Raw genomic sequence first — 22,803 nt, forward strand, 5'->3', positions numbered from 1 at the left:
CAATCACGCACACGTCCACGCCTGCTGCCGGAGGCCGACTCCATGACCCAGACCCAGCCGCTCGAACTGCCCTACCGCTCGATCCCGGACATGTTCCTGCACCGGGTGGCGGAGACCCCGGACAAGCCGGCGTTCGCCGGTCCGGCGCCCGACGACGCCGGCGACCCGGTCTGGCTGACCTGGCGCCAGATCGACGAGCGCGCCCGCGCCATCGGCGCCGGCCTCACCACACTCGGCGTCCAGCCCGAGGACCGGGTCGGCGTCCTGGCCAACACCCGGCTCGACTGGATCCTCGCCGACCTCGGCATCATGCTGGCCGGCGCCGCCACGACGACGGTCTATCCCACGACGGAGCCGGAAGAGGCCGTCTACATCGTCAAGGACTCCGGCTCGAAGGTACTGATCGCGGAGAACCCCGGCCAGGCGGCCAAGCTCCAGGGCGCCGAGCTGCCCAACCTGGTCGCGGTCGTGCTCATCGACGGTGAGCCCACCGGCGACGAGCCCGTCAAGACGCTGTCGCTGGCCCAGCTGGAGGCGGCCGGACGGGCGGCGATCGAGCAGGACCCGCAGCTCATCGACCGGATCGTCGAGGGCATCACCGGCGACCAGCTGGCCACGCTGATCTACACGTCCGGCACCACCGGCAAGCCGAAGGGCGTCGAGCTGCTGCACGCCGGCTGGGTCTGGCAGGGCCGCACCCAGTCTGACATCGGGCTGCTCAGCCCCGACGACCTCCAGTACCTCTGGCTGCCCCTCGCCCACTCGTTCGGCAAGACGCTGCTGTGCGGCATCGTCTACGTCGGCCTGCCCACCTACGTCGACGGCCGCGTCGACAAGCTGATCGACAACCTGGGCAAGATCCAGCCCACGCTCATGTGCGCCGCGCCGCGTGTCTTCGAAAAGGTCTACAACCGCGTCGTCACCGGCGCGCAGGCCGACGGCGGCGCCAAGTGGAAGATCTTCACCTGGGCGATGGCGGTCGGCAAGAGGGCCTCCGCCGAGCGCCTGGCGGGGCGCCGGCCCGGCGGCATGCTGAAGGCCCAGGCGGCCATCGCCGACAAGCTCGTGTTCAGCAAGCTGCGGGCCCGCCTCGGCGGCCGGATGCAGGTGATGGTCTCCGGCTCCGCGCCGCTGTCGAAGGAGATCGGCGAGTTCTTCTTCGCCGCCGGCCTGCCGATCCTGGAGGGGTACGGTCTGACCGAGACCTCGGCCGGCTCCTACGTCAACCGCAAGGACGCCCCCCGCATCGGCACGGTCGGGCAGGCCCTCGGCGATCTGCGGACGAAGCTCGACACCGACGGCGAGGTGCTGCTCAAGGGCACGCCGGTCATGCGCGGCTACCACAACCTGCCCGACGAGACCGCCGCCGCCTTCACGGAGGACGGCTGGTTCCGCACGGGCGACATCGGCGAGATCGACGCCGACGGCTACCTGCGCATCACCGACCGCAAGAAGGACCTCATCAAGACGTCCGGCGGCAAGTACGTCGCGCCCAGCTACATCGAGGGCCTGTTCAAGTCCGTCTGCCCGTACACGTCGCAGGCGGTCGTGGTGGGCCAGGCACGCAACTACGTGACCATGCTCGTGACACTCGACCCCGACGCGATCAAGGGCTGGGCCGAGGGCACGCCGCTGGCCGGCAGGTCGTACGAGGAGATCGCCTCGTCCAAGGAGGCGGAGGAGCTGATCGAGGGCTACGTCAAGGAGCTCAACACCAAGCTCAACCGCTGGGAGACGGTCAAGAAGTTCACCATTCTCGGCCGCGACCTGTCGATCGAGGACGGCGAGCTGACGCCGTCGCTGAAGGTCAAGCGCCGCGCGGTCGAGAAGTCCTTCGCGCAGGACATCGACAGGATGTACGCCGGGTCACTCGCAGAGCTCTAATCACACCCCACAGTGTCGTGGTCCCCGGGAGCCGCCACTTCCGGGGGCCACGACGCTTGTCCGGGCCGAACAGGCCGCAACGTCAGGCGACGACCGCGGGCGCCGACCACGCGTGACGGCGCGGCCGGTCGAGGTCGGCGCGGGCCGACGCCAGCCGGCGCACCGCTTCGACGAGCGTGTCCTCGGGCAGCGTGTACGGCATTCGCAGGAACCGTTCCATCGTGCCGTCGGCGCCGAAGCGCGGCCCGGGCGCGATCCGCACGCCGAGCTCCTCCGCCGACCGGGCCAGGGCGCTGGAGACCGGGGCGTCGAGCTCCACCCACATGACCATCCCGCCGCGCGGCAGCACGAACCGCCACTCGGGCAGCTCGGCCCGCAGTGCCGCGGCGAGCGTGTCGCGCTGGACCAGCAGCTGCTTGCGACGGGCGGCGACGATCGCCTCGCGGCGCTCGAGGAGCCGCACGGCCACGAGCTGGTCCAGCACCGGCGAGGCCATGTCGACGCCGACCCGGGCGGCGGCGAGCCGGGCGATCAGCGGCGCCGCGCCGCGCACCCAGCCGATCCGCAGGCCGCCCCAGTACGGCTTGCTCATGCCGCCGATGGTGAGCACCCGCGCGGTCCGGTCGAAGGCGGCCACCGACGGCGGCAGCTCCGGCGCGTCGAGCGCCAGGTCGACGAACGACTCGTCGATCACCAGGTCGGTGCCGGCGGCGTGCGCGGCGGACGGCAGCCGCTCGCGCAGCGACGCCTGCATCAGGTGGCCGGTCGGGTTGTGGAAGTCGGGGATCAGGTAGGCCAGGCGAGCCTGCGCGGCCCGTACCGTCGAGAGCACCAGGTCCTCGTCCCACCCGTCGGGGCCGATCGCGTAGGCGCTGACCCGGGCACGGCTCGCGGTGAAGGCGCTCAGGGCGTTGGGATAGGTGGGCGTCTCCACCAGTGCCCGCTGGCCCGGCGCGACGAGCAGTCGCAGGAGCAGGTCGAGCGCCTGCTGCACACCGCCGGTCACCATCACCTGGTCAGGATCGGTGGGCAGGCCGCGCTCGCTGTAACAGCGGGCGATCGCCTCCCGCAGCACGAGCAGGCCCATCGGCTGGTAGCCGGCGCCGCAGGCGTAAGGCCCCAGGTCGGCGACGGCCTCGGTGGCCGCCTCGGTCAGCTCCGGCGGCGCGGGCATCGCGGCGCAGCCGAGGTCGATGAGGTCGGTGTCGTCGCTCGGTGTCCACAGCCCCGACGTGCCGACCCGATGGCCGGTCGGCAGCGCGGTCCAGCTGCCGGCGCCGCGGCGGCTGCTGAGGTGGCCGCTCTCGCGCAGCTCGCGATAGGCGGCGGTGACGGTGGTGCGGCTGATGCCGAGGGCCGCGGCCAGTTCACGCTCGGCGGGCAGCCGCACGCCGAGGGCCAGCCGGCCGTCGATGAGCAGGCCACGGACCGCGTTGGCGAGCACGACGTATTCGGGCCGGCGCCCGTTGGGGCCACGCACCCCGACCGCGACCTGCCACGCGTTGAGCATGCGGGCCAGTTGCGCGCCACGGACGATCGCTGACAAGGCCAGTCCCCCTCAATTGGCTCTTTTGGCTCGATAGATTGGCCCTAGGGTGGCATGCATGCACGTCGCAGGCAAGACCAATCCCATCCCTCTGACCCATCGCTTCGGTCGCCGCTTCGTCCAGTTGCAGCTTGGATTGATCGCGTACGGGCTGAGCATGGCGATGCTGATCCGCGCCCGGCTGGGCCTGGACCCCTGGGACGTCTTCCACCAGGGCGTCGCCCGCCGCACCGGCCTGAGCTTCGGCACCGTGGTCATCATCACCGGCGCCGCCGTCCTGCTGCTCTGGCTGCCGTTGCGGCAGCGTCCGGGCCTCGGCACGGTCAGCAACGTCGTGGTCATCGGCCTGGCCGCCGACCTCGCGCTGCGCCTGCTGCCCGACGCGGAGGGCTGGTGGCTGCGCGGCGCGCTGGTCGTCGGCGGGATCCTGCTCAACGCGTTCGCGACCGCGCTGTACATCGGCGCGGGCATGGGACCGGGGCCGCGCGACGGCCTGATGACCGGCCTGGCCGGCCGCTTCCCGCGGCTGTCACTGCGGCTGGCCCGCACCGGGGTCGAGGTGACCGTGCTCGCCGTCGGCTGGCTGCTCGGCGGGGCGGTCGGCGTCGCCACGGTGCTGTACGCGCTGGGCATCGGCCCGCTCACGCAGCTGTTCCTGCCGTGGCTCTCGGTGCCTCGACCTGCGCCGGATCCAGCTCCGGTTCCGGCCTGATCTTCGCGGCTCCCAGCAGCACACCGCCGAGGACGGCCGCTCCGCCGATCAGGTCGAGGTCGTGAGGCTTCATGCCTCAGATCGTTCGCGCACCGACCGTGAAGCACCATCAAAAAGTTCTGCAGAATTGCTTTAGTATTCCTTCATGCTTGACCTGACCCGGCTCCAGGCGCTGCACGCGGTGGCCACGTTCGGCACGGTCACGGCCGCCGCCGGGGCGCTGCACTGCACGCCGTCGGCGATCTCCCAGCACCTCGCCAAGCTCGAGCGGGAGACCAAGGCCACACTCGTCGAGAAGGACGGTCGCACGCTGCGGCTCACCGAGGCGGGCCGGGTGCTGGTCGAGCACGCCGGCCGGGTGCTCGACGCCGTCGAGGAGGCGGAGGCGGCCCTGGCCGCACACCGCGAGACCGTCTCGGGTCACCTGACCATCGCGTCGTTCCCGACCGCGTGCCGCGGGCTGCTGCCGTATGCGCTTCGCGCCCTCGCGGTCGACCATCCCGGCCTGGAGCCGACGCTGCAGGAGTCGGACCGGCAGGTCAGCCTCGACGGGATCGTGCGCGGCACGATCGACGTGGCCCTCATCGACGAGTGGCTGGAGATCCCGGTGAACGTGCCGCCGGGCGTGGCGGTCTCCGAGCTGGGGCTCGACGTCGGCGATCTCATCCTGCCCGCCGGCCACCGGCTCGCGGAGTCCGCCGGGCCGGTGACGCTGGAGGAGGTCCACGAGGAGCGGTGGATCGGCTCGAAGCCGGGCACCGTCTGCCACGAGTGGCTGCGGCGCATGCTGCCCGGAGTGCACCCGACGATCATGGTCAACGAGTTCGAGACGCAGCTGACGTTCGTCGCCGAGGGCCTCGGGGTCGCCTTCGTCCCGAGGCTGGCCCGCACGGCGCTCCCCGTCGGCGTGACAGCCCGGCCGATCACGCCCGAGGCGGCCCGGCGGGTGTCGGTGGCGTGGCGCGCCTCAGCCGCCGGGCGGCCGGCGATCGGGGCCACCGTCGCGGCACTGCGCGACGCCTGGCGACACCGGGCGATCTTCACTCTTCCGAGCGTGTGGGACGCCGGCCAGGGAGCCGTTCACGTCGTGTAATCCCAGGTCAGCTCCACGACCAAGGAGCCACGTTCATTCATCGGATTCACGTCAGCGAGTTTTCGCGCCGCCCCTTACATTCATTAGCATGGCTCTCTTCGGACGCTCCCGAACGGCTACCGGCGCCGGCGTCCTGGCGACGCTGCTCCTGGTGCTCATCTTCGGCAATCAGATCTTCACCGAATGGGTCGACCGGCATACCACGGACACCACCGTCCGCGGGTATTTCCTGCGCACCCTGACCTGGCCGCGCTGGTGGGTGACACCACGGGACGACTCGGGCGCGGCCGCCCGGGAACTGCTGGCCAACGACCTGCGTGCGCTCCTGCTGGTGTTGTTCGTGGCATTGGTACTGGCGGTCGCCGCGCGATCCCTGGTCGCCGGCGCCGGCGCGTTCATCATCGGCTGGGCGGCGCTGATCTTCGGCGCCGCGCTGGCCGCGTTCGCCACCGAGTTCATCGTCTCCAACCCGACGATGCTGCGGGCCCTGACCTCGGCCGCCTTCGCCGCCGGCTACGGCCTGTGGGTCGGCTGGATCGTCGGCATAGCCGTGGCCTCCGGCAAACGCGGCGACTGAACCCCCTCCGGCCCGCCCGACCCACCCGCCCACGGCACCCTTCTCGTTCGCGATCTTGGAGTTGTGGTCCCTAACTTGTCCGAAATATGCGGATAAAGTCGGGACCACAACTCCAAGATCGCCGGGACGGGCGGGCCGGGCGGGCCGGGGGCGGTCAGCGGATCGGGTAGCCGGCGCCGCGCAAGGCGGTCTTGACGTCGCCGATGGCGAAGTCGCCGAAGTGGAAGACACTCGCGGCGAGGACCGCGTCCGCGCCGGCCGCCACCGCTGGGGCGAAGTGCTCCACCGCACCCGCGCCGCCGCTGGCGATGACCGGCACCGTCACGACCTCGCGAACCGCCTTGATCAGGTCCAGGTCGAAGCCGTCCTTCGTGCCATCGGCGTCCATCGAGTTGAGCAGGATCTCCCCCGCGCCCAGCTCGGCCACCTTGGCCGCCCACTCCACGGCGTCGAGGCCGGCGCCGCGGCGACCGCCGTGGGTCGTCACCTCGAAGCCGCTCGGCTGGCCGGCCGCCCGGCGCACGTCGAGCGACAGGGTCAGCACCTGGTTGCCGAACCGCTCCGCGATCTCGGCGATCAGGTCGGGCCGGGCGATCGCGGCGGTGTTGACGCCGACCTTGTCCGCGCCCGCCCGCAGCAGGGTGTCGACGTCGGCCACGCTGCGGACGCCGCCGCCGACGGTCAGCGGGATGAAAACCGTCTCGGCGGTGCGGCGGACCACGTCGAGCATCGTGGCGCGGCCGTCCGACGACGCGGTCACGTCGAGGAACACCAGCTCGTCGGCGCCCGCCGCGTCGTAGGCGGCGCCCAGCTCGACCGGGTCACCGGCGTCACGGAGGTTGACGAAGTTGACGCCCTTCACCACCCGGCCCGCGTCGACGTCGAGGCAGGGGATGACACGCACCGCGACCGTCATGCCGACTCTTCCAGCACCTTGAGCGCCTCGGTGACGTCGAACGCACCCGCGTAGAGCGCCTTGCCGACGATCACGCCCTCGACGCCGGCCGGCTCCAGCGCCGCGAGCTGGCGCAGGTCGTCGAGCTTCGACACGCCGCCGCTGGCGATGACCGGCTTCTTGGTGCGGCCCGTGACCTCCAGCAGCAGGGTCAGGTTGGGGCCGGTGAGCGTACCGTCGCGCATGACGTCCGTGACGACGTATCGCGCGCAGCCGGCCCGCTCGAGACGGTCGAGCACCTCGAAGAGATCGCCGCCCTCCCTGGTCCAGCCGCGGGCGGCGAGCTGGTGGCCACGCACGTCGAGGCCGACGGCGACCTGCTCGCCGTAGGTGGCGCAGACGTGGTCGCACCAGTCCGGGTTCTCCAGCGCCGCGGTGCCGAGGTTGACCCGGGTCGCGCCGGTGGACAGGGCGGCCTTCAGCGAGACCTCGTCGCGGATGCCGCCGGACAGCTCGACCTGCACGTCGAGGCGGCGGACCACGTCGGCGAGCAGCTCGGCGTTGGACCCGCGGCCGAAGGCGGCGTCGAGGTCGACGAGATGGATCCACTCGGCGCCCTGCCGCTGCCAGGCCAGGGCGGCCTCCAGCGGGTCGCCGTAGGTCGTTTCGCTGCCGGCGGCGCCCTGGACGAGACGGACCGCCTGGCCGTCGGCGACGTCAACGGCGGGCAGGAGCTGCAGTGCCATGGTTCAGATCCTTCGGTCCAGGACGAGCACGGTGAGCGCCGGAGTGGCGACGATGATGAGTGCGCTGATGCCGATCCTCGCGGCCACGGAGTCGATCAGCAGCCAGACGAGGGCGAGCGCCACCAGCACCAGGGTGATGATGACCGACCGCTGGGCGCGCGACCGGCGCGCGAAGAGCTTACCCGTCCGGCCGACCTTGACCTTCGGCACCAGCCGCCGGACCGCGGCGCGGCGTTGCCGTTTGCGCTCGGCGCGGCGCATCCGCTCGGCGCGCTCGGCCTCCAGCAAGGCCCGCCGGCGGGCCCGCTCCTTGCTCATCCGAGGACGCGCCGCATCACAGGGTGCCCAGCCAGTTGGCGAGCAGGGTCGCTCCGGCGTCACCGGACTTCTCCGGGTGGAACTGCGTCGCCCGCAGTACACCCGCCTCGAACGCCGCCACGAAGGGCTCGCCGTGGATCGTGGTCGCGACCTTGACCCCGGCGGCGGCCTGCGCGTCGACGACGGTCGACGCGTAGGAGTGCACGAAGTAGAAGCGTGTGTCCGCCGGCAGGCCGGCGCCCAGCACCGTGTCCGCCGGCCACTCGACCGTGTTCCAGCCCATGTGCGGCACGACCGGCGCGCGCAGGATGCTCACCGTGCCGGGCGCCAGGCCGAGGCCCTTGGTGACCACACCGTGCTCCTCGCCGGCGTCGAACAGCACCTGCATGCCCACGCAGATGCCGAGCACCGGTGCACCGGCACGGACCCGCTCGGCGATCGTCGGGCCGGCGCCGATCTCGTCGATGCCGGCCATGCACGCCGCATAGGCACCGACGCCGGGCACGACCAGCCCGTCGGCGCGGGCGGCCTTCGCCAGGTCGGACGTGACCTCGACGTCGGCCCCGACCCGGGCGACGGCGCGCTCGGCCGAGCGTAGGTTGCCCGAGCCGTAGTCCAGGATGACTACCGACTTCGCCACGTCAATCCTTCCCGTACAGCCAGAGCAGTCCCCCGGCGGCCGCGAGCACGGCCAGCACCAGGGTGATCCCGAAACCGACCCGGTTGCCTTGCTGCCGGAACGACAGCGCGCCGCCGAGCAGGAGCCCGGCGAGTGCGAGCAGAGCGATGCTCATAGGGCACCTTTGGTACTGGGCACCGCACCGGCGTTGCGGGGATCGATGGCGCATGCCTGGCGCAACGCCCGGGCGACCGCCTTGAACTGGGCCTCGACGATGTGGTGCGCGTCGGGCTGGGCGCCGTGCCGGCCGGCCCGCAGGATGCTCACGTGCAGCGTCACCTTGGCGGAGTGCCCGAACGACTCCCAGATGTGCCGGGTGAGGCTGGTCGGGTAGTTGCCGCCGATGTGCGGCGCGATGTTCGCGGGCTCGTCGTGCACCACATACGGCCGGCCGGACAGGTCGACGACCGCCGAGGCGAGCACCTCGTCGAGCGGGACCTGCGCGTGCCCGTACCGCGTCACACCGGCCTTGTCCCCGAGCGCTTCCGCGAACGCGGCACCGAGCGCGAGCGCAGTGTCCTCGACGGTGTGGTGCGCGTCGATCTCCAGGTCACCGACGGTGTGCACGCGCAGGTCGAACCCGCCGTGCTTGGCGATCTGGTTGAGCATGTGGTCGTAGAAGCCCACGCCGGTGGAGATCTCCCCGACCCCGGTGCCGTCGAGGTCGAGCTCGACGGAGACCTTGGTCTCCTTGGTCACCCGCTCGATCCTGGCGGTACGGCTCACAACAGCTCCTCGAGTGCGTTCAGGAAGGCGGTCGTCTCTTCGGGTGTGCCGGCGGTCACGCGCAGCCACCCGGGGAGCCCGACGTCACGGATCAGCACGCCCCGGTCGAGCAGGGCCTGCCAGGTGCTCTTGCTGTCGCCGCGCGGCGCGCCGAAGAGCACGAAGTTGGCGTCGCTGTCGGCGACCGGGAGTGCCCAGCCGCGCAGCGTGTCGACGATGCGGTCGCGCTGGGCCTTGACGGCGTCGACAGTGGACAACAGCGCCGCCGTGTGTGCGAGCGCTGCCCGCGCCGCCGCTTGAGTCAGCGCGCTCAGGTGGTACGGCAGCCGGACGAGCTGCACCGCGTCGACCACGGCGGGATCCGCGGCGAGGTAGCCGACCCGCCCGCCGGCGAGCGCGAACGCCTTGCTCATCGTGCGGGTGACGACGAGCCGCGGGTTTCGCTCGATGAGGCTCAGCGCGAAGACCGTGCCCGGCCGGGCGAACTCCGCGTAGGCCTCGTCGACGATGACCATGCCCCGCGTGGCCTCCGCGACCGCCTCGACGACCTCCAGCGGCAGCGCCGTGCCGGTGGGGTTGTTCGGCGAGCAGAGGAACACCAGGTCGGGATCGTGGCGGCGCACCATCTCCACGGCGTGCTCGGCGGTCAGGCCGAAGTCGGCGCCGCGGCGCCCGTCGACCCAGGCGGTGCCGGTGCCGGCCGCGAGCAGGGGGTGCATCGAATACGACGGGGTGAAGCCGAGCGCGGTCCGGCCCGGCCCGCCGAACGTCTGCAACAGCTGCTGCTGGATCTCGTTGGAGCCGTTGGCCGCCCACACGTTGGCCTGGTCGAGGCCGTGGCCCAGATAGGCGGCCAGGTCGGTGCGCAGCGCGACCGCGTCGCGGTCGGGGTAGCGGTTGAGGTCGCGCAGGACCGCGGAGAGCGCCTTCTCCATCGCCGCGACCGCCTCGTCGGGCAGCGGGTAGGAGTTCTCGTTGGTGTTGAGGCGCACGGCGACGTCGAGCTGGGGTGCGCCGTACGGCGTCAGGCCCCGCAACTCGTCCCGCAGCGGCAGGTCGTCGAGCGAGGTCATGCGCTGAACCTCACCTTCACCGCCGCACCGTGGGCCGGCAGGTCCTCGGCGTCGGAGAGCGCGACGACGTGGTCGGCGACCTCGCGCAACGCGTCGTGCGAATATTCGATGAGCTGGACGCCGCGCAGGAACGTCTGCGTCGACAGGCCGGACGAGTGCCGGGCGCAGCCGCCGGTGGGCAGCACGTGGTTGGAACCGGCGCAGTAGTCGCCGAGCGACACCGGCGACCAGGCGCCGACGAAGATCGCCCCGGCGCTGCGCACCCGCTCGGCCACGGCGCGCGGGTCGCGGGTCTGGATCTCGAGGTGCTCGGCACCGTAGGCGTCCACGACCTTCAGGCCCTGCTCCAGGTCGTCCACGATCACGATCGCCGACTGCGGGCCGGTCAGCGCCTCGGTGACCCGCTGATTGTGCCGGGTCTCGGCGACCTGCTTGGCGACCTCGACCTCGACCGCCTCGATCAGCTCCGGCGACGGCGTGACCAGGACGCTCGCGGCGAGCGGGTCGTGCTCGGCCTGGCTGATCAGGTCGGCGGCGACGTGACGCGGGTCGGCGCTGTCGTCGGCGAGGATCGCGATCTCGGTCGGGCCGGCCTCGGCGTCGATGCCGACGACCCCGCGCAGGAGCCGCTTGGCGGCGGTGACCCAGACGTTGCCCGGCCCGGTGATCATGTCGACGGGCGCGCAGCCGGGCGCCTCGTCACCGTACCCGTACCCGAACATGGCGATCGCCTGCGCGCCGCCCACCGCATACACCTCGTCGATCCCGAGCAGCGCGCAGGCGGCCAGGATGTTGCGGTTGGGCAGGCCGGTGTCCTTCTGCGGCGGGCTGGTGACCGCGATCGACTCGACCCCGGCGACCTGTGCCGGCACGACGTTCATGACCACGCTCGACGGGTAGACGGCCAGGCCGCCGGGCACGTAGAGCCCGACCCGGCCGACGGGCAACCACCGCTGGGTGACCGTGCCACCGTCGCTGAGGACCGTGGTGACCTCGGTGCGCCGTTGATCGAGGTGTACCTTCCGGGCGCGCGCGATCGACTCCAGCAGCGCGGCACGCACCGCGGGGTCGAGCGCCTCCTCCGCCGCCGCGATGGCCTCGGCGGGCACGCGCAGCCGCTCGACCTGCACCCCGTCGAACCGATGTGTCGCCTCGCGGATCGCGGCGGCCCCATGCTCACGGACCGCCTCGACGGTCGGGCGCACCTGCTCGGTGGCGGCGGAGACGTCGAGGGCGGCTCGGGGCAGCAGACGGCGCGGGTCCTCGACGGAGCCGCGCAGGTCGATCCGGTTCAACACCTGACCGAGTCTATTCGGTCGGGCGAGCGCGTTTCCTCGTCCGTCCCGCCAGTCGGGCTGTCATGATCCCTCACTGTGACCTGGCCCATCGCCAGTTCAGCTCGCCCTGCCACGGCGCCGGTCCGGGCAGTGTCCCGGCGTCGTCGCGGTCCATGCCGTCGAGGGTGAGGGCGAGGTACCGTCGGCGCAGCTGGGCGGTCCGCTCCCGGTCGGGCAGCCGGATCGCGGCACACGCTTCGAGCAGCAGCCCGACGTCGGCGACCGCGAAGTCCCGCCGCAGGCGACCGCTGGCATGCGCCCGTTCCACGAGTCCGCCGGCGAGTTCGTTCGCCCGCACGGCGTCGACCATCATGTCCGCGGTGGGCTCGAAGGTGCCGGCCAGATGGACTGTGAGCGAGTGGACGTCGGCGTCCACGATCCCGCGCAGAAACGTGGTAAACGCCTCCCACCCGTCGTTCACCCCTCCGGCGTCCTCTGCCTCCTGGATGAACGTCCTCAGCCCGTCGTGGCAGAGTTTGCGCAGGAGATCCTCCTTGCCGGCGTACCTCCTGTAGAGCGCACTGATCCCGACCCCGGCCCGCTCGGCGACGGCGGCGACCGGCGCCTTGGGATCTTCGAGAAAAACGTCCCGAGCCGCGGCGAGGATGAGCCCGTCGTTCCGAGCGGCCTGCCCCTTCCGCCCCGGCAGTTTCACCCCACCACGCGTGTCCACTCCACTCATGCCGTCCCCTTCAGATCCACTTCCTGGGCCCGCTCATGATCGAGGGAAGAATCGGGTCGCCGGGGCAGCCAGATCTTTCCCTCGATCATGAAACCGTCCGTTCCGCCCCACGCCGCCCCGGTCCCGAAGCACACCGGCGACCAGATCCGCGGGCGCGGGCCACCGGGCGGGCCGTCCACACGCCGAAACACCGCGGACCACTGCGGGCGCCCCGCCCACCGCGGACTCTGCCGGGCACGGCACACCACGGACCGCCCGGCCACCGCCGACACCACAGCCACCGCGGACGCTGCCGGGCGCTGCCACCAGGGCACGCCGTGAACCGCCCGGACGCCGCCAGACACAAACGCCGCAGACGCCGTCGGCGTGACTGACGATGCAGACAGCGCACAGCCCGCCTTCCTGGTGACCGCTCGCCCGGGCACCGCCGAAACCGCCTGGCTCAGCACCTTGACCCGCACTTTTCTGCGCGTCCACCGACCAACGGACGCGGTCGCACTCGGAGACCGTCTGACGCCTCGGCGAATTCGGGCGGCTCGAACGGCTCGGGCACGCCGCTCACTGTCCTCGCCGTCACATCACCATCCTAACAGTGGAACGGATCGTTCCGCTCTGATAGTCTCGACTCAACGGAATGAAGTATTCCGTTCCGAAATGCAGGAGGGGCTGTGACTGAGATCGGCAAGGGCAGCAAAGACGCCATCGCAGGGATCCGTGAGGTCGAAGGAGGAGGCGTGGCGCAGGTTCGAGCCGGCGGCCCGGAAGAGATTCGTCCGTTCCGGGTCTCGGTGCCACAGGAGGCCGTCGACGAGCTGCACTTTCGGCTGCGACGAGCGCTCTGGCCGAACGAGCTTTCCGGCGTCGGCGACTCGTACGGGGTGCCGCGGAGCAGGGTCGAAGAGCTTGCCGCCTACTGGCTCGAGCAGTTCGACTGGCGCGCCGTCGAGGAACGCCTCAACAGCCACCCGCAGTTTGTCACCGAGATCGACGGCGAACAGATCCACTTCCTGCACGTCCGCTCACCCAAGCTTGACGCCACGCCCCTGATGCTCACCCACGGCTGGCCCGGCTCCGTCGTCGAGTATCTCGACGTCATCGAGCCGCTCTCGAAGGAGTTTCACCTGGTCATCCCGTCGTTGCCGGGCTTCGGGTTCTCCGGCCCGACCCGCGGCACGGGCTGGAACAGGTACCGCACCGCCCGGGCCTGGAACGAGCTGATGCGCCGCCTCGGGTACGAGCGGTTCGGCGCCGTCGGCAACGACGCCGGCTCGATGATCGCCCCCGAACAGGGCCGCGACGCCCCGGACCGGGTGATCGGCGTCCACGTCACGCAGCTGTTCTCGTTCCCCAGCGGTGACCCCGCCGAGTTCGCGAAGCTCACCGAGACCGACCACAAGGCCCTGGCCAAGCTCCAGTGGTTCCACGAAAACCTGATGTCGTTCAACACGCTGCACAGCCAGCAGCCGCAGACCCTGGCCTTCGCGCTCGCCGACTCCCCCACCGGCCTGCTGGCGTGGAACTCGCAGCTGTTCGGCGGCAGCCTCGACCCCGACTTCATCCTCGCCAACGTGTCGATCTACTGGTTCACCGGCACCGCCGCCTCGGCGGCCCGGTTCTACTACGAGGACGCGCACGCCGACGAGCCGCCGGTGGGCCCGACCACCGTCCCGACGGGGCTCGCGATGTTCGCCGGCGACTTCGAGTCGATCCGCCCGTTCGCGGAGCGGGACCACGCGAACATCGTCCAGTGGCACACGTACGACCCGGGCGCCCCCGCCTTCGGCGGCCGTGACGCGGGTGGCCACTACGCCGCGCACGAGGCGACGAACCTGCTCGTCGATGACATCCACGGCTTCTTCAGCGGCCTGAGCACGAGCTCGCCGCGGGTCTGAATGGAACTCGTCGTGCCACGGCCCCGCTCTGCTCGGCTACGCTTCGCCCGTGGAGGCAGCGAACGAACCGGAGCCCGACGGACCGGAATCGAACGGGCCCGAATCGCACGACCCTCGATCGAACCAGCCGGGGTCGGACGGGCCGGCGTCCGACCGCCCGGAGGGCCCGGAACAGGACGGACGCACCCTCCTACCCCTCTTCCCGCTCGGCACGGTGCTGTTCCCCGGGCTGGTCCTGCCGCTGCACGTGTTCGAGCCCCGGTACCGCACGCTGGTGCAGCACCTCACCGACCTGCCCGCGAACTTGCCGCGCGAGTTCGGTGTGGTGGCGATCCGGCGCGGCTGGGAGGTGGGACGCCAGACCGAGTCGGCGGACGCCTCGATCACGGCGGGCGAGTCGCTCTCGCTCTACGAGATCGGGTGCGCCGCCGAGGTCCGGCAGATCACCGAGCTGCCCGACGGCCGGTTCGACCTGATGACCGTCGGGCGCCGCCGGTTCCGGCTGCTCGGCCTGGCCCGCAACGACGCGCCGTACCTGACCGGCGAGATCGAGTGGCTGCCGGAGCCGAAGGGCGAGCCGGAGCGTGAGGGCGAGCTGGCCGCGGGGGTGCTGGCCGCTTTCCAGCAGTACCTCCGGGTCATCCGCCGCACCGACGAGGACGACGACGGCGAGCAGATGCCCGACGACCCGACGGTGCTGTCCCACCTCGTCGCGGCGACGGCCTCGCTGACGCTGGAGGACCGGCAGGCCCTGCTGGCGGAGCCGGACACGATCAGCCGGCTCAAGGCCGAGCGCTCCCTGCTGCGCCGGGAGGCCGCCCTGCTCGGCCAGGTCCGCGCCGTCCCGGTCGCGCTGACGGAACTCGCGGTCCCGGCCAGCCCCAACTGAAGGCCCCGATCAGAGGCCCAACTGACAGGTCCCGGCTGACAGGCGCGAGCCGACGGCCTACGACAGCGTCAGCGCGGGCAGGTCACGCTGCACGAACGCGTCGAGCACCGTGGACGGGCCGGCGACGGTTGCCTCGACCCGCACCATCCGGCCGGTCGCCGTCACGTCGACGTCCCGGAACAGTTCGGCGTACGGGGTGTCGGGCGCACTCCGGGACCTGCCGGACGAATACGCCGTGCGCTGCCGCTGCGCCGCCGCGGTGGCCGAGGCGTCGGAGTCCCACGACGAGCACACGACCGCCCGGATCTTCCCGCCGGCGGACGGGCGGGGCACACCCACGGCGACCGGGCCCGCCAGCTCTGCCAGCACGACGTCACCCAGGCAGTCGGCGAGACTCCGGACGGCCGGGTCCGCCGCGAGCGACTTCCCGGGATCCGTGACGACGTCGGTCAGCGGCGCCGTGTCACTGCCGACGAGCATCTCGTCGCCCGCCAGCCGGACCTGCGGCAGCAGGCTCTTCGCGCCGATCACCTCGGCGTCGGCGGACTGCTTCGGGGCGACCAGCCGGTCCCCGTCGGCCGTCCAGCCCTTCGCCGTCAGCGCGGACCGGATCTTCGACGCGTCCTGGCCGCCCGCGAGGACCACCAGCCGGCCCGGGCTCTCGCCCGCGGTGACGGCGTAGCGGGCCTGGCCGTTGCGGAGCCCGAACTCGCCCTGCAGTTCGAGCATGACGAGGTCCTGGGATCCGTACCCGGCCATCTCCTCCCACATGTTGCCGATCTTCCGAATGGCGTCGTTGTCGGAGAACCGCACGTGCCGGCGGCTGTACTCGGTGGCGGCGATCCGGCCGAGTGCGGTGACGAGCGTGGTACCCGCCGCGGAGGAGGCGGCCGGCGGCGCCCCGGTCGACGACCCGGCCTGCGGGGCGGACGGTGACGACGAGCAGGCCGTCAGCGAGAGGCCCAGAGCAGCGACAACAACGGCGCGGAAGCGGATCACGGGCGAGAAGCCTAAAGGCAACCGCCGCATCCGGCACAATGTCAGCGCTGCTCCGGGTCACGGGTGGGCGGCGGCGGACCGAAGATCGGGTCGGGCGGCGCCGACGGCAGACCGAAAGCCGAGCCGGACGCCGACGGGCCAAAAGCCGGACCGGACGGCGGCGGACCGAAACCCGAGCCGGACGGCGGCGGACCGAAAACCGGACCGGACGGCCCGGTGAACCCCTGCGGATGCGGCTGGGCGGCGGCGTCGGGGGCCGGGTCGAGATACTCCGGCGGCATCGTCTCGTAGCGGAGCGTCGGCGAGGCGTGGAAGCCGGCGAGTCCGGTGTAGACGGCGGCGGCGGCCAGCGCCTGGATGAGCATCGTGCCGCGGGCCCACGGAATGAAGCCGAGCAGCAGGCCCGACTCGCCGGTGCGCAACTTGACCGGGCGGAGGATGCGGGTGTCCTTGGGGGCGTGCTCGACCAGGTCGAGGTAGTGGGCGTAGCCGATCTTGTTGCCGAGCCAGGCGGCCAGGACCGAGGCGGCGGCCGACCCGATCACCAGGCCACCCAGCATGATCGGCCCGCGCTGGCGGCGGAAGACCAGCCAGGCGACGACCGCGACCACGGCACCCATCACGAGCGCGATGATGATGAACCAGCCGTCGTCGGCCCAGTATCCCTCCGGTTCACCCTCCACCGGGTAGGGGCCGAAGTCGGTCTGCACCAGCTCGACCTTGGGCGCGACGACCGACCAGAGCAGACCGACGGGTGCGCCGAGGGCGGCGACGGCCGCGGCGGCGATGAGCGCGAACAGCAACTCGTTGCCCAGCGAGGTGCGCCTGGCCGGCGGGGGTCCGCCGAGCGCCGGGTCGCCGATCGGCTCAATCGGGGCGATGCTCACGAACCCCATCCTGCCAGCGCCCGCCGTCAGCCCGCCAAGGAGCCCGGGCCGAGGAGTCCTTCGACGCGGTCAGGTCGGGCAGCCGCAGGTCCGTCGCCATCAGGCGGGGCGATTCCTCGCGGCGGTCCACCCGGCCCTTGACGGCGACGACGGCGTCCTCGGTGACGTATTGGCCGACCAACTCGTACGTGTCGGGGAAGAACATCACCTCGATCGACCCGTCGAGGTCCTCCAGCGCGGCCGACGCCCACGGGCGCCCCTGCCTGGTGACCCGGCGCTGGACGCCGGAGAGGATGCCGGCGACGGTGACGACCGTGCCGTCGGGGACGGTGCCTTCCTCGGCGAGCGCGGCGACCGAGCGGTCGGCGGCCCGCCGCAGGACGTGCTCCAGGCCGCGCAGCGGATGGTCCGAGACATACAGGCCGAGCATCTCCCGCTCGAACGCCAGCCGCTCCGCCTTGTCCCAGTCGGCGGCCGGGATCGGCGGGTCGACCGCGAGCCCGGACCCGACGGCGTCGCCGCCGAAGAGGTCGAACTGGCCGGCGGCCTCGTTGCGCTTGGTCTCCAGGACCGCGTCGATCGCGTCGGCGTGGACGGTGAGCAGGCCGCGGCGGGAGTGGCCGAACGAGTCGAAGGCGCCCGCCTTGATCAGCGACTCGATCGTCTTCCTGTTGCAGACGACCTGGTCGACCTTGCGCAGAAAGTCGAAGAAGTCGGTGTAGGCGCCCTTCTCGCGGCGCGACCGGATGATCGACCCGACGACGTTGGCGCCGACGTTGCGCACCGCGCCGAGGCCGAAGCGGATGTCGGCGCCGACGGCCGAGAACCGGCCCTGCGACTCGTTGACGTCGGGCGGCAGGACCCGGATCCCCATGTGCCGGCTCTCCGCGAGGTAGACCGCCGACCGGTCCTTGTCGTCGGCGACCGAGGTGAGCAGGGCGCTCATGTACTCGGCCGGGTAGTTGGCCTTGAGGTAGGCCGTCCAGTACGACACCAGGCCGTATGCCGCGCTGTGCGCCTTGTTGAACGCGTAGTCGGAGAACGGGACCAGGATGTCCCACAGCGTGCGGATCGCGTCGGCGGAGTAGCCGCGCTCGCGCATGCCGGCCGAGAACGGGCCGAACTCCTTGTCGAGGATCTCCTTCTTCTTCTTGCCCATCGCCCGGCGCAGCAGGTCGGCGGCGCCGAGCGAGTAGCCGGCGACCCGCTGCGCGATCGCCATGACCTGCTCCTGGTAGACGATCAGGCCGTAGGTCTCGTCGAGGATGTCGGCGAGCGGCTCCGCCAGCTCCGGGTGGATCGGCACGACCGGGCGCCGGCCGTTTTTGCGGTCGGCGTATTCGTGGTGCGCGTCGGCACCCATCGGGCCCGGCCGGTAGAGCGCGCCGACGGCGGAGATGTCCGCGAAGGTGTCCGGCGCCATCGAGCGGAGCAGGGCGCGCATCGGCCCGCCGTCGAACTGGAACACGCCGAGTGTGTCGCCGCGCGACAGCAGCTCATACGTCGGCTTGTCGTCGAGGGGCAGGTCCTCCAGCACGAGGCCGACGCCCCGGTTGAGCCGGACGGCCTCGACGGCGTCGTCCAGGATCGTGAGGTTGCGCAGGCCGAGGAAGTCCATCTTCAGCAGGCCCATGGCCTCGCAGGCGCCCATGTCCCACTGGGTGATGATCGCGCCGTCCTGTTCACGCTTCTGGATCGGCAGCACGTCGATCAGCGGCTCCCGGGACAGGATCACTCCGGCGGCGTGCACGCCCCACTGCCGCTTGAGCCCTTCGAGCCCTCTGGCGGTGTCGACGACCGACCGCACGTCGGGCTCCGTCTCGTAGAGCCGACGGAACTCCGCCGCCTCCGGATATCGCGGGTGGGCAGGGTCGAAGATGCCGGTCAGCGGCATGTCCCGGCCCAGGACGGCGGGCGGCGTCACCTTGGTGATCCGGTCGCCGAGCGCGAAGGGGTGGCCGAGCACCCGTGCGGCGTCCTTGATCGCCGCCTTGGCCTTGATCGTGCTGTACGTGATGATCTGCGAGACCCGGTCGTCGCCGTATTTCTCGGTGGCATACCTGATCATTTCGCCGCGCCGGCGCTCGTCGAAGTCCATGTCGATGTCCGGCAAGGAGACCCGCTCCGGGTTGAGGAACCGCTCGAACAGCAGCCCGTGCGCGAGCGGGTCGAGGTCGGTGATGCCGAGCGCGTAGGCGATCAGCGCGCCGGCGGCCGAGCCACGGCCCGGCCCGACCCGGATGCCCTCCCGCCTGGCGTGGGCGACGAGGTCGGCGACGACGAGGAAGTATCCCGGGAAGCCCATCTGGCCGACCACCGAGAGCTCGTATTCGGCCTGGCGGGCGTGGTCGGCCGGCACCCCGGCGGGGAACCGGCGGGCCAGCCCGCTCCGGACCTCGGCCCGCAGGTGGGAGTCCTCGGTCTCGCCCTCCGGGACCGGGAACCGGGGCATGAGGTTGCGCCGGGCGAACACCTCGCCGTAGTCGCCGACCCGCTCGGCGATCAGCAACGTCGCGTCGCAGGCGCCGGGCACCTCGGCGTCCCAGATCCGGCGCATCTCGGCGGCGGACTTCAGGTAGAAGTCCTTGGCGTCGAGCTTGAACCGCTTGGGGTCGGCGAGCGTCGTGCCGGACTGCACGCACAGCAGCGCCTCGTGGGCGTCGGCGTCGGACGCGAACGTGTAGTGCAGGTCGTTGGTCGCCACGGCGGTCAGGCCCAGCCGCTTGCCGAGCCGCAGCAGGTCGTGCCGGACCCTGGCCTCGATCTCCAGTCCGTGGTCCATGAGCTCCAGGAAGAAGTTGTCCGGGCCGAAGACGTCCCGCAGCTCGGCGGCCACCGCGCAGGCCCGCTCGAAGTCGCCGATCCGCAGCCAGGTCTGCACCTCACCCGACGGGCAGCCGGTCGTGGCGATCAGTCCCTGCCCATATCGCTGCAAGAGATCGCGATCGGCCCGCGGCTTGTAGAAGAAGCCCTCGATGCTCGCCAGCGACGACAGGCGGAAGAGGTTGCGCAGGCCGGCGGCGTCGGCGGCGAGCAGCGTGAGGTGTGTGTAGGCCCCGCCGCCGGAGACGTCGTTCTCCCCGCCGGCGGCCCAGCGCACGCGTGTGCGGTCGCGCCGGTCGGTGCCGGGTGTCAGGTAGGCCTCCAGGCCCAGGATCGGCTTGATCCCGGCGCTCGTCGCCTGGTGGAAGAAGTCGAACGCGCCGAACAGGTTGCCGTGGTCGGTCATCGCCAGCGCCGGCTGACCGAGCCGGGCGGCCGCACCGAACAGCGGCTTCAGCCGCGCCGCACCGTCGAGCATCGAATACTCGGTGTGCACGTGCAGATGTACGAACGATTCCCCCACGCGGTCGAACCTATCGCCGGAGTACGACAGTTTGCGAGACTCCTCACCATGGTCGACCGTGATCGTCTCCACGCGCTGCTGGCCCGCGAGCGCGCCGCGTTCGAGGCGCGAAACCCGCGCTCCGAAGACGCATATGCGCAGGCCGCGCACCTGTTCGGCAAGGTGCCGATGACCTGGATGAACAAAACCGCCGCAGGCTTCCCGCTCTACCTGGCCCACGCCCGCGGCGCGACGGTCACCGACCTCGACGGCCACGAGTACACCGACTTCTGCCTCGGGGACACGGCCGCGATGGCCGGTCACTCACCGTCACCGGTGACCCGGGCCGTGCACGAGCGGTTCATCACGAGCGGCGGCGCCTGCGCCATGCTCCCCACGACCGACGCCACCTGGGTCGGCGCGGAGCTCACCCGCCGTTTCGGCGTCTCCGAGTGGAGCTTCGCGCTGACCGCCACCGACGCCAACCGCTGGGCGATCCGCCTGCTCCGCGCGCTCACCGGCCGGCCCAAGATCCTCTTCAACAGCTACTGCTACCACGGCTCCGTCGACGAGTCGCTGATCGTGCTGGAGGCCGGCCGGCCGCAGAGCCGCGCGGGCAATGTCGGCGCGCCGGTCGACGTGACGCTCACCAGCCGGGTCGCCGAGTACAACGACCTCGACGGGCTGGAGCGGGAGCTCGCACACGGCGACGTCGCTGCCGTCGTCATGGAACCGGCGCTGACCAACATCGGCATCGTCCTGCCGGAGCCCGGCTACCTCGCCGGCGTGCGGGAGCTGACCCGCCGCTACGGCACCTACCTGGTCAACGACGAGACGCACACCTTCTCCGCCGGCCCGGGCGGCGCGACCGGGGCCTGGGGCCTCGAGCCCGACGTCGTAACCATCGGCAAGGCGATCGGCGGCGGCATCCCCGCGGCCGCGTACGGGCTTTCCGCGGAGATCGCGAGCACGGTCGGTACCATCGAAGATCTTGATCTTGTCGACATGGGCGGCGTCGGCGGCACCCTGGCCGGCAACGCCCTGTCGGTCGCCGCGACCCGGGCCACGCTGGAGCACGTGCTGACCGACGCGGCGTTCGCCACGATGTCGGCACTCGCGTCACGGTTCGCCGACGGCGTGCAACGGGTGATCGACGCGCACGGCCTGCCGTGGTCGGTGAGCCGGCTGGGTGCGCGGGTCGAATACCGGTTCGCCGCGCCGGCGCCGCGGACGGGCACCGGATCGGCCGCCGCCGCGGACGCCGACCTGGAGGACTACCTGCACGTGTTCCTGGCGAACCGGGGCATCCTGCTCACGCCGTTCCACAACATGGCGCTGATGTCACCGGTCACGACCGAGGAGCAGGTCGACCACCACGAGCAGGTCTTCGCGGAGGCCGTCGCTCAACTGCGGGCGTAGGGATCCATCATCACGGCGGTGGCGCGGAGCCAGGCGCGCTTGGTGGCGGGGGCCAGCATCGGATATTCGATGTTGGACCCGCTCTCCAGCGCCGGGTCGTAGGGCACCACGACGACGGCCCGCGTGCGGCTGCGGAAGTGGCCGGCGAGGTCGTCGATGAGCGGCGTCGGGTTGGGCGTCGGGCAGGACAGCAGCGTGACCGCGTTGGCGACCAGTTCCTCCATCCCGGCCTCGTCGAGCAGGTCGAGCATCCAGTCGGCGGTGAACGCGGCGTCCTCGCGCGGCACGCTGGTGACGACCAGCTGGTCGGCGGTCTGCAGGACGGTCTGCCAGTTGGGGCTCTCGACGTTGTTGCCCGTGTCGACGCAGATCACGTCGTGGGTGCGGCGCAGCAGTTCGAGAACCCGCCGGACGGTGTGCGGGTCGAGGCGCTGCGCGAAGCGCGGGTTCTCCTCACCGGCGAGCACGTCGTAGGAGCCGTCGGAGGCGTGCCGCAGGTAGTCGTCGAGAATGTCGTAGAGGTCGTAGCCGGACACGTTCTCGACCCGCACCAGATCGGCGATGAGGTGCCGGATCGTGCGGGCGTGCCGGGCGCTGCCTGCGCGCAGGCCGAGCGTGCCGCGCAGCTCGTTGTCGTCCCAGGCGATGACACCCTTGCCGCGCACGCTGCCGATCGTCGCGGCGGTCAGCACCGTCGCGGTCGTCTTGTGCACCCCGCCCTTCGGATTGGCGAACGCGAACACCTTCGGCGTCGGGATCTCCTGCCGGAGCACCTGCACCATCTGCTCGGTCGGGTCGGGCGGCCGCTGCTGGTACTCGAACCGTGGCGCGTCGACTCGACGCTGCGCACCGGCGGACCGGGGCGGCGGGTCATACGGGCGGGTGCCGTTGGGATGCATTGGCTCGTCATCGTAGGGCCGCGACGGCGGATGCGGCGCTGCGGGGCGCTCGAACCTGCCGTCATAGTCGAGATCACCCGGATCCGCTCGGCCGGACAGGGCCCGGTCGAGCAGGGAGCGCCACCTGGGAGCCGGCTCCGCCGAGCTGTCCCACCTGGCATCGGCCCGCTCTGCCACCCTGGCCCTCCCTCTCACCCGTGGCGTCACCCGTACCCCAGGCTACGG

Annotated in this window: 19 protein-coding genes and 2 pseudogenes; 7 read left to right on the top strand and 14 right to left on the bottom strand. The window is 71.6% G+C overall.

All coding sequences use genetic code 11. The annotated features are described in order from the left end of the window. The first annotated feature begins 42 nt into the window (after window positions 1-42). Window positions 43-1,884: an AMP-dependent synthetase/ligase gene (locus Dfulv_RS38745; protein WP_259858781.1), complete on the top strand. Its 1,842-nt coding sequence runs from the start codon at window positions 43-45 to the stop codon at window positions 1,882-1,884. 82 nt (window positions 1,885-1,966) lie between these two features. On the opposite strand, the gene yczR is transcribed toward Dfulv_RS38745, so the two are convergent. Beyond that, the gene (gene yczR, locus Dfulv_RS38750; RefSeq protein WP_259858782.1) at window positions 1,967-3,430 is read right to left on the bottom strand and encodes a MocR-like transcription factor YczR; all 1,464 of its coding nucleotides are present in this window, start codon (window positions 3,428-3,430) and stop codon (window positions 1,967-1,969) included. 58 nt (window positions 3,431-3,488) lie between these two features. Between yczR and yczE the strand changes: the two genes are divergently transcribed. The 3 genes from yczE to Dfulv_RS38765 all read left to right on the top strand — a co-directional run bounded on the left by yczE (window position 3,489) and on the right by Dfulv_RS38765 (window position 5,812). Then, complete coding sequence (gene yczE / locus Dfulv_RS38755; RefSeq protein ID WP_259858783.1) at window positions 3,489-4,142, top strand: membrane protein YczE; 654 nt, start codon at window positions 3,489-3,491, stop codon at window positions 4,140-4,142. Window positions 4,143-4,287: 145 nt separating this feature from the next. Continuing rightward, the gene (locus tag Dfulv_RS38760) at window positions 4,288-5,235 is read left to right on the top strand and encodes a LysR family transcriptional regulator (protein WP_259858784.1); all 948 of its coding nucleotides are present in this window, start codon (window positions 4,288-4,290) and stop codon (window positions 5,233-5,235) included. 88 nt (window positions 5,236-5,323) lie between these two features. After that, window positions 5,324-5,812 (top strand): hypothetical protein, encoded by a 489-nt coding sequence (locus tag Dfulv_RS38765; RefSeq protein WP_259858785.1) that lies wholly within the window; start codon window positions 5,324-5,326, stop codon window positions 5,810-5,812. A 154-nt stretch (window positions 5,813-5,966) separates the two neighbouring features. Here Dfulv_RS38765 and hisF read toward each other — a convergent pair whose 3' ends face one another. The 9 genes from hisF to Dfulv_RS38810 form a co-directional block, all read right to left on the bottom strand. Beyond that, window positions 5,967-6,728, bottom strand: a complete 762-nt coding sequence (gene hisF / locus Dfulv_RS38770) for an imidazole glycerol phosphate synthase subunit HisF (RefSeq protein ID WP_259858786.1) — start codon at window positions 6,726-6,728, stop codon at window positions 5,967-5,969. After that, on the bottom strand, window positions 6,725-7,453 hold the full coding sequence (gene priA, locus Dfulv_RS38775; protein WP_259858787.1) for a bifunctional 1-(5-phosphoribosyl)-5-((5-phosphoribosylamino)methylideneamino)imidazole-4-carboxamide isomerase/phosphoribosylanthranilate isomerase PriA: 729 nt from the start codon (window positions 7,451-7,453) through the stop codon (window positions 6,725-6,727). The genes hisF and priA overlap by 4 nt, the downstream gene beginning before the upstream one ends. 3 nt (window positions 7,454-7,456) lie before the next feature. Continuing rightward, window positions 7,457-7,771: a hypothetical protein gene (locus Dfulv_RS38780; RefSeq protein WP_259858788.1), complete on the bottom strand. Its 315-nt coding sequence runs from the start codon at window positions 7,769-7,771 to the stop codon at window positions 7,457-7,459. Window positions 7,772-7,787: 16 nt separating this feature from the next. Further along, entirely contained in the window at window positions 7,788-8,411 is a 624-nt protein-coding gene (gene hisH, locus Dfulv_RS38785) for an imidazole glycerol phosphate synthase subunit HisH (protein WP_259858789.1), read from the bottom strand. 1 nt (window position 8,412) lies between these two features. Next, window positions 8,413-8,565 carry a hypothetical protein gene (locus Dfulv_RS38790; RefSeq protein WP_259858790.1) on the bottom strand — a complete coding sequence of 51 codons (153 nt, stop codon included), beginning with the start codon at window positions 8,563-8,565 and terminating at the stop codon, window positions 8,413-8,415. Then, complete coding sequence (hisB, locus tag Dfulv_RS38795) at window positions 8,562-9,176, bottom strand: imidazoleglycerol-phosphate dehydratase HisB (RefSeq protein WP_259858791.1); 615 nt, start codon at window positions 9,174-9,176, stop codon at window positions 8,562-8,564. Before hisB ends, Dfulv_RS38790 begins: the two co-directional genes overlap by 4 nt. Continuing rightward, the gene (locus Dfulv_RS38800) at window positions 9,173-10,249 is read right to left on the bottom strand and encodes a histidinol-phosphate transaminase (RefSeq protein WP_259858792.1); all 1,077 of its coding nucleotides are present in this window, start codon (window positions 10,247-10,249) and stop codon (window positions 9,173-9,175) included. Before Dfulv_RS38800 ends, hisB begins: the two co-directional genes overlap by 4 nt. Then, on the bottom strand, window positions 10,246-11,547 hold the full coding sequence (gene hisD, locus Dfulv_RS38805) for a histidinol dehydrogenase (protein WP_259858793.1): 1,302 nt from the start codon (window positions 11,545-11,547) through the stop codon (window positions 10,246-10,248). The genes Dfulv_RS38800 and hisD overlap by 4 nt, the downstream gene beginning before the upstream one ends. A 70-nt stretch (window positions 11,548-11,617) precedes the next feature. Continuing rightward, window positions 11,618-12,268: a TetR/AcrR family transcriptional regulator gene (locus Dfulv_RS38810; protein WP_259858794.1), complete on the bottom strand. Its 651-nt coding sequence runs from the start codon at window positions 12,266-12,268 to the stop codon at window positions 11,618-11,620. 767 nt (window positions 12,269-13,035) lie between these two features. Between Dfulv_RS38810 and Dfulv_RS38815 the strand changes: the two genes are divergently transcribed. Both Dfulv_RS38815 and Dfulv_RS38820 read left to right on the top strand, forming a co-directional pair. Next, window positions 13,036-14,160, top strand: coding sequence for an epoxide hydrolase family protein (locus Dfulv_RS38815; protein ID WP_259869033.1), 1,125 nt, complete (start codon window positions 13,036-13,038; stop codon window positions 14,158-14,160). 214 nt (window positions 14,161-14,374) lie between these two features. After that, on the top strand, window positions 14,375-15,049 hold the full coding sequence (locus tag Dfulv_RS38820; RefSeq protein ID WP_259869042.1) for an LON peptidase substrate-binding domain-containing protein: 675 nt from the start codon (window positions 14,375-14,377) through the stop codon (window positions 15,047-15,049). Between the two features lie 57 nt (window positions 15,050-15,106). Here the strand turns inward: Dfulv_RS38820 and Dfulv_RS38825 are convergent, their stop codons facing one another. The 3 genes and pseudogenes from Dfulv_RS38825 to dnaE form a co-directional block, all read right to left on the bottom strand. After that, window positions 15,107-16,048: a hypothetical protein gene (locus Dfulv_RS38825; RefSeq protein ID WP_259858795.1), complete on the bottom strand. Its 942-nt coding sequence runs from the start codon at window positions 16,046-16,048 to the stop codon at window positions 15,107-15,109. Between the two features lie 41 nt (window positions 16,049-16,089). Beyond that, the gene (locus Dfulv_RS38830) at window positions 16,090-16,935 is read right to left on the bottom strand and encodes a DUF2567 domain-containing protein (protein ID WP_259858796.1); all 846 of its coding nucleotides are present in this window, start codon (window positions 16,933-16,935) and stop codon (window positions 16,090-16,092) included. 61 nt (window positions 16,936-16,996) lie between these two features. Then, window positions 16,997-20,281 (bottom strand): annotated as a pseudogene (dnaE, locus tag Dfulv_RS38835) (DNA polymerase III subunit alpha); the annotation flags it as partial. Between the two features lie 48 nt (window positions 20,282-20,329). On the opposite strand from dnaE, the gene Dfulv_RS38840 reads away from it, so the two are divergent. Continuing rightward, a complete protein-coding gene (locus Dfulv_RS38840; protein WP_259858797.1) occupies window positions 20,330-21,679 on the top strand; it encodes a transaminase in 1,350 nt (449 codons plus the stop codon). On the opposite strand, the pseudogene Dfulv_RS38845 reads toward Dfulv_RS38840, so the two are convergent. Then, a pseudogene (locus tag Dfulv_RS38845) lies at window positions 21,664-22,743 on the bottom strand (MinD/ParA family ATP-binding protein); the annotation flags it as partial. The gene Dfulv_RS38840 and the pseudogene Dfulv_RS38845 overlap by 16 nt on opposite strands. Window positions 22,744-22,803: the final 60 nt, after the last annotated feature.

Source organism: Dactylosporangium fulvum (assembly GCF_025137375.1).
GTDB lineage: Bacteria > Actinomycetota > Actinomycetes > Mycobacteriales > Micromonosporaceae > Dactylosporangium > Dactylosporangium fulvum.